General features: G+C 72.6%; 17 protein-coding genes. 11 read left to right on the top strand and 6 right to left on the bottom strand.

Going from position 1 to position 16,717, the window contains the following annotated elements; translation table 11 throughout:
- On the bottom strand, positions 1 to 780 hold a 780-nt coding region (locus tag ACWEN3_RS23210; RefSeq protein WP_452974157.1), incomplete at its 3' end, for an isocitrate lyase/PEP mutase family protein.
- Between the two features lie 338 nt (positions 781 to 1,118).
- Here ACWEN3_RS23210 and ACWEN3_RS23205 point away from each other — a divergent pair.
- The 3 genes from ACWEN3_RS23205 to ACWEN3_RS23195 all read left to right on the top strand — a co-directional run bounded on the left by ACWEN3_RS23205 (position 1,119) and on the right by ACWEN3_RS23195 (position 4,858).
- Positions 1,119 to 2,744: an ABC-F family ATP-binding cassette domain-containing protein gene (locus ACWEN3_RS23205; RefSeq protein WP_452974154.1), complete on the top strand. Its 1,626-nt coding sequence runs from the start codon at positions 1,119 to 1,121 to the stop codon at positions 2,742 to 2,744.
- Positions 2,745 to 2,875: 131 nt separating this feature from the next.
- Complete coding sequence (ddaH, locus tag ACWEN3_RS23200; protein WP_452974152.1) at positions 2,876 to 3,652, top strand: dimethylargininase; 777 nt, start codon at positions 2,876 to 2,878, stop codon at positions 3,650 to 3,652.
- A gap of 231 nt (positions 3,653 to 3,883) precedes the next feature.
- Positions 3,884 to 4,858 carry an acyl-ACP desaturase gene (locus tag ACWEN3_RS23195; RefSeq protein WP_452974150.1) on the top strand — a complete coding sequence of 325 codons (975 nt, stop codon included), beginning with the start codon at positions 3,884 to 3,886 and terminating at the stop codon, positions 4,856 to 4,858.
- Positions 4,859 to 4,954: 96 nt separating this feature from the next.
- Here the strand turns inward: ACWEN3_RS23195 and ACWEN3_RS23190 are convergent, their stop codons facing one another.
- A complete protein-coding gene (locus tag ACWEN3_RS23190) occupies positions 4,955 to 5,200 on the bottom strand; it encodes a WhiB family transcriptional regulator (protein ID WP_452974148.1) in 246 nt (81 codons plus the stop codon).
- Between the two features lie 273 nt (positions 5,201 to 5,473).
- Here ACWEN3_RS23190 and ACWEN3_RS23185 point away from each other — a divergent pair, with 273 nt between their 5' ends.
- Positions 5,474 to 6,265: a VOC family protein gene (locus ACWEN3_RS23185; protein WP_452974145.1), complete on the top strand. Its 792-nt coding sequence runs from the start codon at positions 5,474 to 5,476 to the stop codon at positions 6,263 to 6,265.
- A 16-nt stretch (positions 6,266 to 6,281) separates the two neighbouring features.
- Here ACWEN3_RS23185 and ACWEN3_RS23180 read toward each other — a convergent pair whose 3' ends face one another.
- Together ACWEN3_RS23180 and ligD are read right to left on the bottom strand one after the other, a co-directional pair.
- Complete coding sequence (locus ACWEN3_RS23180; RefSeq protein ID WP_452974142.1) at positions 6,282 to 7,322, bottom strand: LacI family DNA-binding transcriptional regulator; 1,041 nt, start codon at positions 7,320 to 7,322, stop codon at positions 6,282 to 6,284.
- 221 nt (positions 7,323 to 7,543) lie between these two features.
- Positions 7,544 to 8,563: a non-homologous end-joining DNA ligase gene (gene ligD / locus ACWEN3_RS23175; protein WP_452974139.1), complete on the bottom strand. Its 1,020-nt coding sequence runs from the start codon at positions 8,561 to 8,563 to the stop codon at positions 7,544 to 7,546.
- A 74-nt stretch (positions 8,564 to 8,637) separates the two neighbouring features.
- Here ligD and ACWEN3_RS23170 point away from each other — a divergent pair, with 74 nt between their 5' ends.
- Positions 8,638 to 9,714: an ATP-dependent DNA ligase gene (locus ACWEN3_RS23170; protein ID WP_452974136.1), complete on the top strand. Its 1,077-nt coding sequence runs from the start codon at positions 8,638 to 8,640 to the stop codon at positions 9,712 to 9,714.
- Positions 9,715 to 9,762: 48 nt separating this feature from the next.
- On the opposite strand, the gene ACWEN3_RS23165 is transcribed toward ACWEN3_RS23170, so the two are convergent.
- Entirely contained in the window at positions 9,763 to 10,953 is a 1,191-nt protein-coding gene (locus tag ACWEN3_RS23165) for a zinc-dependent alcohol dehydrogenase (RefSeq protein ID WP_452974134.1), read from the bottom strand.
- A gap of 294 nt (positions 10,954 to 11,247) precedes the next feature.
- Here ACWEN3_RS23165 and ACWEN3_RS23160 point away from each other — a divergent pair, with 294 nt between their 5' ends.
- Positions 11,248 to 12,282 (top strand): DUF3048 domain-containing protein, encoded by a 1,035-nt coding sequence (locus ACWEN3_RS23160; RefSeq protein ID WP_452974131.1) that lies wholly within the window; start codon positions 11,248 to 11,250, stop codon positions 12,280 to 12,282.
- 27 nt (positions 12,283 to 12,309) lie between these two features.
- Here the strand turns inward: ACWEN3_RS23160 and ACWEN3_RS23155 are convergent, their stop codons facing one another.
- Positions 12,310 to 12,777, bottom strand: coding sequence for a MarR family winged helix-turn-helix transcriptional regulator (locus ACWEN3_RS23155; protein WP_452974129.1), 468 nt, complete (start codon positions 12,775 to 12,777; stop codon positions 12,310 to 12,312).
- A 184-nt stretch (positions 12,778 to 12,961) separates the two neighbouring features.
- Between ACWEN3_RS23155 and ACWEN3_RS23150 the strand changes: the two genes are divergently transcribed.
- The 5 genes from ACWEN3_RS23150 to ACWEN3_RS23130 form a co-directional block, all read left to right on the top strand.
- Complete coding sequence (locus tag ACWEN3_RS23150) at positions 12,962 to 13,717, top strand: CoA transferase subunit A (RefSeq protein WP_452974126.1); 756 nt, start codon at positions 12,962 to 12,964, stop codon at positions 13,715 to 13,717.
- Positions 13,717 to 14,361, top strand: a complete 645-nt coding sequence (locus ACWEN3_RS23145) for a CoA transferase subunit B (protein WP_452974123.1) — start codon at positions 13,717 to 13,719, stop codon at positions 14,359 to 14,361. Before ACWEN3_RS23150 ends, ACWEN3_RS23145 begins: the two co-directional genes overlap by 1 nt.
- Positions 14,358 to 15,560 carry a thiolase family protein gene (locus ACWEN3_RS23140; RefSeq protein WP_452974121.1) on the top strand — a complete coding sequence of 401 codons (1,203 nt, stop codon included), beginning with the start codon at positions 14,358 to 14,360 and terminating at the stop codon, positions 15,558 to 15,560. The genes ACWEN3_RS23145 and ACWEN3_RS23140 overlap by 4 nt, the downstream gene beginning before the upstream one ends.
- Before the next feature lie 26 nt (positions 15,561 to 15,586).
- Positions 15,587 to 16,360, top strand: coding sequence for a protocatechuate 3,4-dioxygenase subunit beta (gene pcaH, locus ACWEN3_RS23135; protein ID WP_452974119.1), 774 nt, complete (start codon positions 15,587 to 15,589; stop codon positions 16,358 to 16,360).
- A 5-nt stretch (positions 16,361 to 16,365) separates the two neighbouring features.
- The coding region (locus ACWEN3_RS23130) for a dioxygenase family protein (RefSeq protein WP_452974117.1) at positions 16,366 to 16,717 on the top strand (352 nt) is incomplete at its 3' end.

The raw sequence follows: 16,717 nt of genomic DNA, 5'->3' as shown, positions 1-16,717 counted from the left end.
GGCCCCGTACGTTCCCGCCCCGAGCAGCTCCCGCGCGGCGCGGCGGACCAGGGCGTGGGCCGCCTGGGCGAGTCCGGAGCCCGCGCTGATCCGGGCGACGCCGAGCGCGGCCAGCTCGGCGACGGACGGCGCGCCGGGGGCCACCATCACGTTGAGCGGGCCGTCGATGCCCGCGACCAGCTCCTTGATCGTCCCCGGGTCGACGGCGCCGGGGACGAAGACGCCGTCGGCGCCCGCGGCGCGGAAGGCCGCGGCCCGCTCCAGGGTGAGGTCCACTCCCCCGGCCCCGCGCAGGAACGTGTCGATGCGCGCGTTGACGAACAGCGGCACGCCCGCCGCGTCGGCGGCCGCGCGGGCGGCGGCGACGCGCTCGGCCTGCTCGGCGACGGGCCTGAGCGGCGCGCCGTCCGCCGTGTGGCGGGCGTCCTCGATGTTGACGCCGACCGCGCCCGCGGCGAGCACGGCCCGGACGGTGCCGGCGACCCCTGCCGGGTCCTCGGCGTAACCGCCCTCGATGTCGGCGCTGACCGGGACCCGCACGGCGGCGGTGATCCGGGCGACGGCGTCCAGTGCACGGTCCCGGTCGAGACGGTCCCCGTCGGCCGCGCCGAGCGCCCAGGCGAGCCCGGCGCTGGTGGTCGCGACGGCCGCGGCGCCGGCCTCCTCGACGACGGCGGCGCTGACCGCGTCCCAGGCGTTCGGCAGGACCAGCGGCCGGCCCGGGACGTGCAGGGCGCGGAAGGCGAGAGCGGCATCGCGGAGCCGGGGGTGAGGCGTCATGGAGCCAAGCCAAGCAGCCGGTGCGCCGCGAACGCCGGCGTAAATCCGACGTCACCGTCGGCGGCGATTCAATCGCGTTGACAGCCGCCGGGCCTCCTCCTACGTTGTACGACGGTTCTGTTGCCGTCGATTGGAGAAGGACGTTGCTCGTCTGAGGTTCTGAGACACCGCGTCACACCGGTCAGGTGTGTCCGTGGCGTACGACCTCGGCGTTCGAGCCGTCCTCTGGCACAGGGCCTTTTCTCATGGCCTCCTGGTGCCCCAGGTCCTTCGGTCCTCGCCTCGCGGTGTCTCGACACGCGCCCGCCCGACCGCACCCACCCCATCGCGAGGCCTCCATGTCATCCTCACTCACCTGCACGTCCCTCTCCTTCGCCTGGCCCGACGGCACCGCCGTGTTCGACGGGCTCGACATCGCCTTCGGACCCGGCAGGACCGGGCTCGTCGGTGTCAACGGATCAGGGAAGTCGACCCTGTTGAGACTGCTGGCCGGCGAGCTCACCCCGGCCGACGGCACGGTCAGGGTCGCCGGCGAGATCGGCTACCTGCCGCAGAACGTCACCCTCGACACCGCGCTCCGCGTCGACCAGGCCCTCGGCATCGCCGAACGGCGGGAAGCGCTGCACGCCATCGAGGCCGGCGACGTCGCCGAGCGGCACTTCGAGACCCTCGGCGACGACTGGGACGTCGAGGAGCGCGCCCTCGTCACGCTCGGCGAACTCGGGCTCGGCCACATCGGCCTGGACCGCACCGTCGGCGAGGTGTCCGGCGGCGGGTCGGTGCTGCTGCGGCTGGCCGCGCTGCTGCTGCGCCGCCCGGACGCGCTGCTGCTCGACGAGCCCACCAACAACCTCGACCTGTACGCGCGCCGGCGGCTCCACCAGGCCGTCGCGGCCTGGCCGGGCGTGCTCGTCCTGGTCAGCCACGACCGGGAACTGCTCGACCTGGTCGACCAGATCGCGGACCTGCGCTCCGGCGAGGTCACCTGGTACGGGGGCAACTTCTCGGCCTACGAGGAGGCCCTCGCCGTGGAACAGGAGGCGGCCGAGCGAATGCTGCGCGTCGCCGAGGCCGATGTGCGCAAGCAGAAGCGCGAACTGGCCGACGCCCAGGTCAAGCTGGCCCGCCGCAAGCGGTACGGGCAGAAGATGTTCGAGTCCAAGCGCGAACCGAAGATCGTCATGGGCGCGCGCAAACGGGCCGCCCAGGAGTCGGCGGGCAAGCACCGCATCATGCACGAGGAACGGCTCGCCGAGGCCAGGGACCGTCTGGACGAGGCGGTGGAGGCCGTACGGGACGACGACGAGATCCGTGTCGAGCTGCCGTACACCGCCGTACCGCCCGGCCGGCAGGTGCTCACCCTGCAGAACCTGGAAATGGCCTACCACGCGCGCGTGGCGGGCGTTCTCGATCTGCGCGGTCCCGAGCGGATCGCGCTGGTCGGCCGCAACGGCGCCGGCAAGACGACGCTGCTGCGGACGGTCGCCGGGGAGCTGGCGCCGGTGGCGGGCGAGGTGCTGACGCACGTCCCGCTGCGGTTCCTGCCCCAGCGGCTGGACGTGCTGGACGACGAACTGACGGTGGTGGAGAACGTGGCCCGGTTCGCGCCGGGCGCCACCAACAACCGGGTCCGGGCGCGTCTCGCCCGCTTCCTGTTCCGGGGCGCGCGGGCCGACCAGAAGGCGGCCACGCTGTCCGGCGGCGAGCGCTTCCGGGCCGCTCTGGCGGCGCTGATGCTCGCCGAACCGGCGCCCCAGCTGCTGCTGCTCGACGAGCCGACCAACAACCTCGACATGGCGAGTGTGCGGCAGCTGACCTCGGCCCTGGAGTCGTACGAGGGCGCGCTGCTGGTGGCCAGCCACGACCTGCCGTTCCTCGAGTCGCTCGGCATCACCCGCTGGCTGCTGATGGAGAAGGGAGAGCTGAGGGAGACCACACCGGAGGAACTCGGGCATCCCGCCTAGCGTCGGCGGATCTCAGGAGGGCCACAGCCTGACAACGAGGGTTTTGTCCGGGCCGTCGTGGACTGCATGATGGCGGACCGGTACCGCATCACCGGCGCCGCACACCGCACCACCGATTCGAAAGGCCGCTCGTGCCCAGCAAGAAGGCCCTGGTCCGCCGCCCCAGCCCGCGCCTCGCCGAAGGCCTGGTGACGCACGTCGAGCGGGAGAAGGTCGACGTCGGGCTCGCCGAAGAGCAGTGGGAGGCCTATGTCGAGGCGCTGCGCACCCACGGCTGGGAGACGATCGAGGTCGAACCGGCCGAGGACTGCCCGGACTCGGTGTTCGTCGAGGACACCGTCGTGATGTACCGGAACGTGGCGTTGATCACCCGGCCCGGCGCCGAGTCCCGGCGCACCGAGACGGCCGGTGTCGAGGAGGCGGTGGCCCGTCTCGGCTGCTCGGTGAACTGGATCTGGGAGCCGGGCACGCTGGACGGCGGTGACGTGCTGAAGGTCGGCGAGACGGTCTTCGTCGGCCGGGGCGGGCGGACCAACGCGGCCGGTGTGCAGCAGTTGCGGGCCGCCTTCGAGCCGCTGGGCGCCCGGGTGGTGGCCGTGCCGGTGAGCAAGGTGCTGCATCTGAAGTCGGCCGTGACCGCGCTGCCGGACGGCACGGTCATCGGGCACATCCCCAAGGTGGACCGGCCCTCGCTGTTCCCGGGTTTCCTGTCGGTGCCGGAGGAGTCCGGCTCGCACGTGGTGCTGCTCGGCGGCCACAAGCTGCTGATGTCGGCGAGCGCCCCGAAGACGGCGGAGCTGCTGACCGACCTCGGCCACGAGGTGGTCACGGTGGACATCAGCGAGTTCGAGAAGCTCGAGGGCTGTGTGACCTGCCTCTCGGTGCGCATGCGGGAGTTGTACACCTGAGGGGGTGATCCCCTCCCCCGGACAGCCCCGGGACCTGCGGGTCCCGGGGCTGCTTCGGCACACCCTCAACGCCGCGCCGGGCGGGGGCTGATCAGCGATCTTTACGACAGCCTTAACCTACGGCTTCGTAACCTACGGCTTCGTAGCCTACGATCACGTAGGTTCCGGCACCGCTCGCCGGTACACCCCTTCTCATTCTCCCCCTCGGTTCGGCGTCCCCCTGGAGTTCCCGTGACGATCACCTCCCCTCACCTCGGCAGCCCGTCCGTCTGGACCGACGCGCGACTGCTGTACGCACTGGAGGAAGTCGTCGAGAAGGAGCTGAACCGCCATCTGAAGGTCGCCAAGGACTGGATGCCGCACGAGTACGTGCCCTGGAGCGACGGACGCAACTTCCCGGGCGTGTTCGAGGACGGCGAGGCCTGGGGCAAGGACCAGTCCAAGGTGACGGAGATCGGCCGCACGGCCCTCGTGGTCAACCTGCTGACCGAGGACAACCTGCCGAGCTACCACCACGAGATCGCCTCGCTCTTCGGCCGCGACGGCGCCTGGGGCACCTGGGTTCACCGCTGGACGGCGGAGGAGGGCCGGCACGGCATCGTCATGCGGGACTACCTGCTCACCTCGCGCGCGGTGGACCCGGACAAGCTGGAGCAGTTCCGCATGGCGCACATGAGCGAGGGCTTCGAGTCCGACAACCGGCACTCGATGCTGCACTCGATCGCCTATGTCGCCTTCCAGGAGCTGGCCACCCGGATCTCGCACCGCAACACCGGCCACCAGTCCGGCGACCCGGTGTGCGACCGCATGCTCGCGCGCATCGCGACCGACGAGAACCTGCACATGGTCTTCTACCGCAACCTGGTGAGGTCGGCCTTCGAACTCGCCCCCGACCTGACGATGCAGGCCGTGCGGGACGTGGTCGTGAACTTCCGGATGCCCGGGCACGGCATCCCCGGCTTCGAGCGGGCCGCCGCGCAGATGGCGATCGGCGAGGTCTACAACCTGCGCATCCACCACGACGACGTGCTGCAGCCGGTGCTGCGCTTCCTGAAGGTCCTGGACATCGACGGCCTCGGCCCCGAGGGCCGTCAGGCGCAGGAGGAACTCGCTCTGTTCATGGGCGGGCTGGACGCGGAGGCCTCGAAGTTCGACGAGAAGCTGGCCGCCCGCAAGGCCCGGATGGCGGCACGCGCCGCCGGATGACGCCGTTGGCGCCCCGGGCCGGCCGGGCGCGCCGAGCGGTACGGAGGCGGGCAGAGCGGCGCGGGGCATGCGCGCCGAGTTCTGGGGGCGGCCCGATCAGCCGGAGGTGCGCCTGAGGGCGAGGCGTTCCTTCTCGGACAGGCCGCCCCAGACGCCGAAGCGCTCGTCGTTGGCCAGCGCGTAGTCCAGGCAGGCCGAGCGCAGCTCGCACATCCCGCAGATGCGCTTCGCCTCGCGCACCGAGCTGCCCGGCTCGGGGAAGAAGAAGTCCGGCCCGGTCTGCGCGCACAGGGCCTGCGCCTGCCAGGTGTCGTCGGCCGGGGTGATCGTTTCGAAGTGCATGGCCAGGATCGTGCCGCGCGTCGAAAAACGTTCGATCAACGCGCGCTCAACGTCGCGGCCGTGGCCTCCGGCCGCGTCGATGATGCTCCCAGGGACCACGCCCGCGCACGGCGGCGCGCGCGGAAGGACCGAAAACCGGGTGAACGCGCGCCGTCACCCAGGGTGATGCCCGATGTCGGTCCGGCGCGTCCCGCGCCTTCGGCGGCGATTGTCAGTGGGCGGTGCCAGACTCGGCAGTGCAGAGGACGGGACCCCCTTCGAGGAGGGCGACACATGCTCACCACCCGTTTCGTCAACGGCGCCCCGAACTGGCTCGACATCGGCACTCCCGACATCGACGGCGCCCTCTCCTTCTACGGCGGCCTCTTCGGCTGGCAGTTCCAGTCGGCGGGGCCGGACGCCGGCGGCTACGGCTTCTTCCAGCTGGACGGCAGGACCGTCGCCGGCGGTATGCAGATCGGTCCCGAGCAGGGCCCGCCGGCCTGGACGGTGTACTTCCAGAGCGAGGACGCGCAGGCCACCGCCAAGACGGCCGAACAGGCCCACGGCGGTGTGCTGTTCCAGCCCCTCGACGTGATGGGCCAGGGGCACATGGCGGTCCTCGCCGACCAGGCGGGCGCGCCGTTCGGCATCTGGCAGCCGGGCCTGACCAAGGGCGTGGACGTGGCGAGCGAGCCGGGCTCGCTGTGCTGGGTCGAGCTGTACACGCCGGACATCGCGGCGGCGGCCGCCTTCTACCACCGGGTGCTCGGCCTGGAGACCTCGGCGGTGCCCTTCCCCGGCGGGACGTACACCTGCGTCAACCCGGGCGGTGCCGGGGACGACTCGATGTTCGGCGGGATCGTGCCGCTGGCCGACGACCCCGACGAGGTGGGGAGCCGGCCGTACTGGCTGCCGTACTTCGAGGTGGCGGACACCGACGCCGTGGTCGCCCAGGCACAGCGGCTCGGCGGGATGGTGCGGATGCCGCCGACGACGGCGGAGGGCGTGGGCCGGATGGCCAAGCTCGCCGACCCGTACGGCGCCCGCTTCGCGGTGATCACGAGCGAGTCGCCGCAGGGCTGAGCCGCGACGGGCCGAGCTAGGCGGACGCGCGTCGTATCAGCGTGGTCGGCAGGACCACGCCGGACGACGGCGTGTCCGCCGCCCGCTCGGCACGGCCACCGGCGGGCGCGCCGCCCAGCAGCAGGCGGGCCATCAGCCGGCCCATCTCCTCGATGTCCTGACGGACCGTGGTCAGCGGCGGGTCGGCCTGCTCGGCCAGCGGCAGCATGTCGTCGAAGCCGATCACGGCCACGTCCTCGGGTACCCGGCGGCCGGTCTCCCGCAGGACGCGCAGCGCGCCGAGGGCCGTGAGGTCGTTGGCGGCGAACACGGCGTCCACGTCCGGGAAGCGGCCGAGGAGCTCCCGCATGGCGTGCTCGCCGCCGGCCGGAGTGAAGTCGCTCTCCACCACCAGCCCGGGGTCGCCGTCGCCGACGACGTCCCGGTAGCCGTCGAGCCGGTCCACGGCCGAGGTCTGGTCCAGGGCGCCGGTGATGTGCGCGATGCGCGTTCTGCCGAGTCCGGCGAGATGGCGCACGGCCGCCCGGGCCCCGCCCCGGTTGTCGCTGTCCACGTACACCGCGGTGCCGGTGCCCTCGCGCCAGCCGGGCCGCCCGCCGAACACGGTGGGCACACCGGCGTCGTGGATCAGCCCGGGCAGCGGGTCGTCGAGGTGCAGGGAGAAGACGAGCGCGCCGTCGACATGGCCGCCGGCGAGATACCGGGCCACGCGCGCGTGGTCGTCCCGGCCCTCGGTGAGCAGCAGTACCAACTGGTTGTCGTGGGCTGTCAGTTCCTTGCTGATGCCGCGCAGTTGCAGGGCGAAGAAGGGGTCGGTGAAGACGCGGGTCTCGGGTTCGGCGATGACGACCGCGACGGCGTCGTGCCGCTTGGTGACGAGGCTGCGTGCCGCCTGGTTGGGGACGTAGCCCAGTTCCTCCACGGCCCGCCGCACCCGTTCGGCCAGGGGCTCCCGGACGCCGTCCCCGCCGTTGACCACCCGGGACACGGTGGCCCGGGACACCCCGGCACGCGCGGCCACGGCCTCCAACGTGGGACGCGACACTGCCTCGGTCACTGCGGAACTCCTCATCAGCGGGCTGCCGATCAGGATAACCGCGGGGTGAGCACACCGCGGGTGCCTGAACCGGGGTTCGCCGCACGGCCTCTGACACGCGCCGGGCGGCCGGGGCACCGAACCGGCGGCCTCCGGATCACTTCGGGTCGGTGCCCGGGTCACCCCGGCATGATCGCGCACGGGGACCGTCGCGGCCGGCTGCTCGCGGGTAAGCGCCGGGACTAGGACGTCGGCTCGTGGCGGGCCCGGCTCGGCTGGACGCGTTTCGGTTCGCCCGGCATCTTCGGGTACTCCGGCGGGTACGGCAGGTCGCCGAGGCCGTGGTCGTGCTCGTCCCGGCGGGCCAGCTCCAGCAGTGCCTCCAGGGAGTACGCGTGGTCGTCCATGTCGGCGTGCACGTCGCCGAGTTCGGCGAACCGGGCCGGCATGGTGGCGAGGTCGAAGTCCCGGGGATGGGCGACGCCGACCTCCTCCCAGCGCAGCGGCGCGGAGACGGGGGCGTACGGGCGGGGCCGTACGGAGTAGGCGGAGGCGATGGTGCGGTCGCGGGCGGTCTGGTTGTAGTCCACGAAGATGCGCTCGCCGCGCTCCTCCTTCCACCACTTGATGGTGACCTGCTCGGGCATCCGCCGTTCCATCTCCCGGCCCACGGCGATCGCGGCGCGGCGCACCTGGGTGAAGGTCCAGCGCGGCTCGATGGGCACGAAGACGTGCAGGCCACGGCCTCCGGAGGTCTTCGGCCAGCCGCGCAGCCCGCCGAACTCCTCCAGCACGGCGCGCAGTTCATGGGCGGCGCGGACGGCGTCGGCGTAGTCGGTGCCGGGCTGCGGGTCGAGATCGATGCGGAGTTCGTCGGGGTGCTCGACGTCAGTGGCGCGCACCGGCCAGGGATGGAAGGTGAGGGTGCCGTACTGGGCGGCCCACACCACGGCGGCCTGCTCGGTGGGGCACATCTCGTCGGCGCTGCGTCCGCTGGGGAAGGTGATGTGGGCGGTCGGGATCCAGTCGGGCATGCCCTTGGGCGCCCGCTTCTGGTAGAACCACTCGCCGCCGATGCCGTCGGGGTAGCGCTCCAGGGTGGTGGGGCGGTCGCGCAGGGCGCGCAGGATGCCGGGGCCCACGGAGACGTAGTACCGCGCGAGGTCCAGCTTGGTGAAACCCCGCTCCGGGAAGAAGACCTTGTCCGGGCTGGACAGCCGTACGGTCCGCCCGGCCACCTCCAGTTCCACCGCAGCACCCATGCGGCCACCGTAGGCGCACCCCGCACGGCTCGCACACCGGGCGAAGGCGGATGCGCGCGAGCAGAATCGGACCCATGGATCTCCCCGTCATGCCGCCCGTGAAGCCGATGCTCGCCAAGTCGGTGGCGAGGATCCCGCCCGGAATGCACTACGAGGCGAAGTGGGACGGGTTCCGCGCGATCGTGTTCCGGGACGGGGCCGAGATCGAGCTGGGCAGCCGCACCGGAAAGCCGCTCACCAGGTACTTCCCCGAGCTGGTCGCGGCGCTCGCGGAGCGGGTGCCCGAGCGGTGCGTGCTCGACGGGGAGATCGTGATCGCGCGCGGCGGCCGGCTGGACTTCGACGCGCTGACCGAGCGCATCCACCCGGCCGCCTCCCGGGTGCGGACGCTGGCCGAGCGGACCCCGGCCTCCTTCGTCGCCTTCGACCTGCTCGCGCTGGACGACCACGCCCTGCTCGACGTGCCGCTGACCGAGCGCCGGGCCCTGCTGGACCGGGCCCTCGCCGGGGCGACGCCGCCGGTGCATCTGGCGCCGGCGACGACGGACCTCGACGTGGCGCAGCAGTGGTTCGAGCAGTTCGAGGGCGCCGGTCTCGACGGGGTCGTGGCGAAGCCGCTCACCCTGCGCTATCTGCAGGACGAGCGCGCCATGTTCAAGATCAAGCACGAGCGGACGGCGGACGTCGTCGTGGCCGGGTACCGCCTCCACAAGAGCGGCCCGGTGGTGGGCTCGCTGCTGCTGGGCCTGTACGACGACGCGGGCAGGCTGCAGCACGTGGGCGTGTCGGCCGCCTTCTCCATGAAGAGGCGGGCCGAACTCGTCGAGGAGCTGGAGCCGCTGCGGATGGACGACGTCGCCGGGCACCCGTGGGCGGCCTGGTCGGACGAGTCCGCCCACGAGACGGCCCGGCTGCCGGGCGCGCCCAGCCGCTGGTCCGGCAAGAAGGACCTGTCGTGGGTGCCGCTCAGCCCGGAGCGGGTGGCCGAGGTCGCCTACGACCACATGGAGAGCGGGCAGCGCTTCCGCCACACGGCCCGATTCCGCCGCTGGCGCCCCGACCGCACCCCCGAGAGCTGCACCTACGCGCAGCTGGAGGAGCCGGTGCGCTACGACCTCGCGGAGATCCTGGGCGAGAAGGACCGCGGCTGAGCCGGGCGGTCCCGGGTGCCGCGCGGCCCGGCCGGGCGGTCCGGGGCCCTACGGCTGCATGAGGATCTTGATGGCGCCGTCCTGCTTGTGCTGGAACATCTCGTAGGCGTGCGCCGCCTCCGAGAGCGGCATCCGGTGGGTGGCGAAGTCCTGGACGCCCAGGGGGTCCGCTTCGGTCAGGTAGGGCATGATCTCGTCGGTCCAGCGACGGACGTTGGCCTGTCCCATGCGCAGCTGGATCTGCTTGTCGAACAGGGTGAGCATCGGCATCGGGTCGGCCATGCCGCCGTAGACGCCGCTGAGCGAGATGGTGCCGCCCCGCCGGACGAGGTGGATGGCCATGTAGAGGGCGCCGAGCCGGTCGACGCTGAAGTGTTCGGCGAGCGGCCCGCTGATCTTGCGGGGCAGCATACCGGTGGCCGTCTGGGCGAGCTTGGCGGCGGCGCTGCCGTGGGCCTCGGTGCCGACGGCGTCGATCACCGCGTCCGGGCCCCGGCCGCCGGTCACGTCGCGGATGGCGTGGATCAGCGCCTTCTCGTCGTCGAAGGCCCTGAGGTCGTAGGTCTCCACGCCCCGCCGGCTCGCCCGGGCGAGCCGTTCGGGCACCAGGTCGACGCCGAAGACCCGTTCTGCGCCGCGCGCCATGGCGATCCGGCAGGACATGTCGCCGATCGGGCCGAGGCCGAGGACGGCCACGGTGCCGCCGGGCGGGACGGCGGCGTACTCGACCGCCTGCCAGGCGGTGGGCAGCACGTCGGAAAGGTAGACGAAGCGGTCGTCCGGCGGGCCCTCGGGCACCTTGATCGGGCCGAACTGCGCCTGCGGCACGCGCAGATACTCGGCCTGGCCGCCGGGCACGGCGCCGTACAGCCGGGTGTAGCCGAACAGGGCGGCGCCCATGTCCTCGCCGGTGACCTGTGTGGTCTCGCACTGGGTGGGCAGCCCGGTCGAGCACATGAAGCAGTGCCCGCAGGCGATCTGGAACGGCACCACGACCCGGTCGCCGGGCCGCAGGTTCGGCACCTCCGAGCCGACCTCCTCGACGATGCCCATGGGTTCGTGGCCGAGGATGTCCCCCGGGGTCATGAACGGGGTGAGCACCTCGTACAAGTGCAGGTCCGAGCCGCACAGTCCGGTGGACGTGATGCGGATGACGGCGTCCGTGGGCTGCTCGATCCGTGGGTCGGGCACATTCTCGACCCGTACGTCCCGCCTGCCCTGCCAGGTGACTGCCTTCATGGGGTCGCGCTCCCTTGGTCGCGTGCGCGCCGGTATTCCCTGGCGCGTCCGGTGGTCGCGTGCGCGCCGGACTGCCCCGGCGCGTCCCTTGCGCGGTGGCCCCCGGGTACCCGTGCGCATGGGCGCCGAACCCCCAGGTAGGCGGGGCGGCCGCCCCCGGGACATGCGGTCGGCCGGCCCTGGCGCACGGCGTCGGACACGCGGACGGCCGACCCTGGCGCACGGCGTCGGGCACGCGGACGGCCGGCCCTGGCGGGCGACCGGATGGGACCGGGTATGGCCAGTGATGATCCGATGAGCGCACAATCGGACGAAACGAACGGGGTGGCGACGGTGCATTCCGGACACAGGGCGCGCACGCGACGCGCCTCGCTGAGAGCGGCACTGCTGGCCGCCGCGCTGACGGTCTCCTTCACCGCGGGCTGCGCACACCACGGCCAGGGCGACGACCGCGGCCCGCACCGCACCCCGACGCCGACCCGGCCCCCGGCGCCCACGCGGTCCGCCGCCGCGGCCGGCTCCCCGCTCGCCGTGAAGATCGACAACGTGGCCGCGGCCCGCCCCCAGACCGGGCTCGACGCGGCCGACGTGGTGTACGCGGAGCAGGTGGAGGGCGGCCTGAGCCGGCTGCTCGCGGTGTACGCGACCAGGCTGCCGCGGACCGTCGGACCGGTGCGCAGCGCCCGCGAGTCCGATCTGGAGTTGCTGCGCCAGTTCGACCGGCCCCACCTCGCCTTCTCCGGCGCCCAGCGCAAGCTGCTGCCGCTGATCGGCAAGGCGCCGCTGCGAGCCGAGTCGGCCGACGAGGTCCCCCGCGCCTACTACCGGGGCACCGCGAAGTCCGCACCGCACAACCTCTATCTGCGCCCCTCCGCCCTGCTGCACTCCGCGCCGGGCAGGTCGGCGCTGACCATGGGCTTCCGCTACGGCCCGGCGCCGGCCGGCGGCACCCCCGTGACCTCGCGCACCGTGCGCTACCCCGCGGCCCGCTTCGCCTTCACCTGGTCCGCCGCACGGCACGGCTGGCTGGTCGCGATGGACGGCACGCCCACGGCGACGACCGACGGCGCCCGGCCGGCCCCGCCGACGGTCGTCGTGCAGTACGTCAGGATCCGCGCCTCCCGGTTCCACGACGTACTCGGCAACCGCACGCCGTACACCGAGACGGTCGGCTCCGGGAAGGCGGAGGTGCTGCGCGACGGGCGGTCCTTCGACGCCACCTGGTCGCGGCCGGCCGCGGCGGGCGGTACGGCGTTCACGGCGGCGGACGGCAGCCCGCTGGCCTTCGCCGCCGGCCAGGTGTGGGTGGTGTTCGCGCAGGCCCGGTGACCGGCGCGGCCCGCCGAGGCCGGGCCCTCAGTCCTGCTGGGCGACCGGCGGCTCGGCCGGGTTGCGCAGGCCCTCGGCCGCGTCCGCGACCCGGCGGACCAGGTCGAAGAAGACGGTCTGCTCCTCGGGGGACAGCGGGGCGAGGAACACCTGGTTCATCCGGGCGACGCGCACGGTCAGCTTGCGGTGGCTGCGCAGGCCCTCGTCGGTGAGGCGGAGCTGGAAGCGCCGGCCGTCCTCCGGGTCGCGCACCTTGTGCAGCAGCCCACGGCGGCCGAGCCGGCTGATGACCTCGGCGATGGTCGACCGGTCCAGGCCCACCCGCTCCCCCACGGTCCGCTGGTCCAGGCCCGGCTCGGCGACGAGCGCGTTCATGACCGCGAACTGCGGTGAGGTGGTCTCCTCGGAGACCATCGTGTTCCACAGGAGGTAGTGCGCCTGCTGGAGCCGCCGGGCCAGATGCCCGGGATGGGTGGCGAGGTCCGCCGCGGCCATGTGCACTCCCCTGGTCGATTCGTAGGTGCACTGAACAATACTCGCCGCCCGACTCGCCTGTCTCTCCTTCCGGTCGCCTATTGGTCCATCTCTTGACGGTTCTTGCTCCCGGTGGCAGCGTGAGGGACACCTCGATGAATTAATCAGTGCCCTGATTAATGGCGAAGAGATGGGGGCTTCACGGATGGACAAGGTGGTCGCCACGGCCCTGGAGGCGGTGGCCGATGTGCCGGACGGCGCGTCGCTGGCGGTGGGCGGGTTCGGGCTGAGCGGTGTGCCGAACGCGCTGATCGAGGCGCTGTACGAACGCGGGGTCGGCGGGCTGGGCGTGGTGTCGAACAACTGCGGGGCGATGGAGTCCGGTCTCGCGGTGCTGCTGGCGGCCGGGCGGATCGCGCGGGTGACCGGCTCCTACATCGGCGCCAACAAGGAGTTCGCCCGCCAGTACCTGGCCGGTGAGCTGGAGGTGGAGCTGATCCCCCAGGGCACGCTCGCGGAGCGGCTGCGGGCCGGCGGCGCCGGTGTCCCCGCCTTCTACACGCCGGCCGGGGTGGGCACGCAGGTCGCCGAGGGCGGGCTGCCGTGGCGCTACGACGGCTCGGGCGGGGTGGCGCTGGCGTCGCCGCCGAAGGAGGTGCGGGAGTTCGACGGCACCGAGTACGTGCTGGAGCGCGGGATCCGCACGGACTTCGCGCTGGTGCGGGCGGCGAAGGGCGACCGGCACGGGAACCTGGTGTTCAACAGGTCCGCCCGGAACTTCAACCCCCTGGCCGCGATGGCCGGGCGGGTCACGATCGCCGAGGTGGAGGAACTGGTCGAGCCCGGCGCCCTCGACCCGGACGCGGTGCATCTGCCGGGCATCTTCGTGCAGCGGGTGGTGGCGCTCACCCCGGAGCAGGCGGCGGACAAGAAGATCGAGCGGCGGACGGTGAGCAGCTGATGGCCTGGACGCGTCAGGAGATGGCCGCCCGTGCGGCGCGCGAGCTGCGAGACGGCCAGTACGTCAACCTCGGCATCGGCCTGCCGACGCTGATCCCCAACTACCTGCCGCAGGGGGTGGAGGTGGTGCTGGAGTCGGAGAACGGCATCCTGGGCACCGGCCCCTACCCCACCGACGAGCAGGTGGACCCGGATCTGATCAACGCGGGCAAGGAGACCGTCACCGTTCTGCCGGGCTCCTCCTTCTTCGACTCGGCGCTGTCGTTCGCGATGATCCGCGGCGGGCACATCGACGTGGCCGTGCTCGGCGCGATGCAGGTCTCGGCCGGCGGTGACCTGGCGAACTGGGCGGTGCCGGGCAAGCTGATCACCGGGATCGGCGGCGCCATGGACCTGGTGCACGGCGCCCGGCAGGTGATCGTGGCGATGACGCACAGCGCGAAGGACGGCTCGGCGAAGATCCTCAAGGAGTGCACGCTGCCGCTCACGGGCAAGGCGTGTGTGAACCGGGTCATCACCGACCTCGGCGTCCTGGACGTCACACCGGACGGGCTCGTCCTCGTCGAGACCGCGCCGGGCGTGAGTGTCGACGAGGTCGTCGCCGAGACCGACGCTGAACTGATCGTCGCGGAGGACCTGCTGTGAAGCCCGTTTACATCGTCGACGCGGTCCGTACCCCCATCGGCCGCTACAACGGCGGGCTGGCAGCGGTCCGGCCCGACGATCTCGCCGCCCACGCCCTGCGCGAACTCCTCGCCCGCACCCCGGAGCTGGACCCGGCGCGGATCGAGGACGTCTACCTCGGCAACGCCAACGGCGCCGGCGAGGAGAACCGCAACGTGGCCCGCATGGCCGCCCTGCTCGCCGGACTGCCCACCAGCGTCCCCGGTGTCACCGTCAACCGGCTGTGCGCCTCCGGCCTCGAAGCCGTCGTCCAGGCCGCCCGCGCCATCGCCGTCGGCGACGCCTCCGTCGCGGTGGCCGGCGGCGTGGAGTCCATGACCCGCGCCCCGTACGTCCTGCCCAAGAGCGACCGGCCCTTCCCGGCCGGGCACACGGAGCTGTACTCCACCACCCTCGGCTGGCGCATGGTCAACCCGGCCATGAACCCCGAGTGGACCATCCCCCTCGGCGAGAGCGCCGAACTGATCGCCGACAAGCACGGGATCACCCGGGAGCAGCAGGACGAGTTCGCCCTGGCCTCCCACCGGAAGGCCGCAGCGGCCCGGCGACAGGGTCTGTTCGACGTGAAGTCGGCGCCCGTCGCCGTTCCGCGGCACAGGGGCGAGCCGGTCCCGTTCGCGGCCGACGAGTGTGTACGGCCGGACGCCTCGCTCGCCGCGATGGCGAAGCTGAAGCCGTCGTTCCGCACCGAGGGCGGCACCGTCACGGCGGGCAACGCCTCCCCGCTCAACGACGGCGCCGCGGCCCTGCTGCTGACCGACGAGGAGGGCCTGCGGGCCACCGGCCGCGAACCCCTGGCCCGGATCTCCGCGACCGGTGTGTCCGCGATCGACCCGCACTACTTCGGACTGGCCCCCGTCGAAGCCGTCGACCGCGCACTGGCCAAGGCGGGCAAGGGATTCGACGACCTGTCGGTCCTGGAGCTGAACGAGGCCTTCGCCGCCCAGGTCCTCGGCTGCCTCGCCGAATGGCCCGAGTTCGACCCGACGATCCTCAACCCCCAGGGCGGAGCGATCGCGCTCGGCCACCCGCTCGGCGCCTCGGGAGCCCGTCTCGCCGGCACCGTCGCCCACCAGCTCGCCCGCCGCGGATCCGGCACCGGCGTGGCCACCCTCTGCATCGGCGTGGGCCAGGGCCTCGCCCTCGTCCTCGAACGCTGAGCGCCGACCCCTAGGACTGACTTCCCATGAATCCCACCCAAGCCGACATCGACCTGGAGATCGCCGCGGAGCACGCCGCGTACGGGAAGCGGGTCGCCGACGGCGCGCCCGTGGAACACCACCCGCGACGCGACTACGCGCCCTACCGCTCCTCCGTGCTGCGCCATCCGCAGCAGCCCCTGGTCGCGATCGACACCGCCAAGGACCCGGAACTGGTGGAGCTGCACTCCCCCGCCTTCGGGGAGCGCGACATCACCGGGATCGACAACGACCTCACCCGGCAGCACACCGGGGAGCCCATCGGTGAGCGGATCACCGTCTCCGGGCGGCTGCTGGACCGTGCCGGACGCCCGGTCCAAGGGCAGCTGATCGAGATCTGGCAGGCCAACTCGGCCGGCCGCTACGCGCACCGGCGCGAGCAGCACGACGCCCCGCTCGACCCGAACTTCACCGGCGCCGGCCGCACCCTCACCGACGCCGAGGGCCGCTACCACTTCACCACCGTCCAGCCGGGCCCGTACCCGTGGCGCAACCACGTCAACGCCTGGCGCCCCGCCCACATCCACTTCTCGGTCTTCGGCTCGGCGTTCACCCAGCGGCTGGTGACGCAGATGTACTTCCCGAACGACCCGCTCTTCCCGTACGACCCGATCCTGCAGTCCGTCACGGACGACGCGGCCCGGCAGCGACTGGTCGCCACCTACGAACACGGCCTGTCGGTACCGGAGTTCTCGCTCGGCTACCAGTGGGACATCGTGCTCGACGGCCCGGCCGCCACCTGGAACGAAGAAGGACGCTGACCGCCATGACGAAGATCGACACGAGCAGCCAGGAGCAGGTGCTGCCCACCCCGTCGCACACGGTCGGCCCCTTCTACGGCTACGCCCTGCCCTTCCGGGGCGGCGAGGAGATCGCGCCGCTCGGCCACCCGGACACGATCACCGTGCACGGCCACGTCCTCGACGGCGAGGGCCGGCCGCTGCCGGACGCGCTCGTGGAGCTGTGGGGCCCGGCCCCCGACGGCACGGTCCCCCAGGTGGACGGCTCCATGCGGCGCGATCCGGCCACCGGCGGCCATCTCGGGCGCAACGGCGTGGAGTTCACCGGCTTCGGGCGCATCCAGACCGACGCGAACGGCCACTGGTACGCACGGACCC

The organism is Streptomyces sp. NPDC004561, from assembly GCF_053602155.1.
Note: the sequence above shows the minus strand (reverse complement) of the source record. Positions and strands in the feature narration are given on the sequence as shown.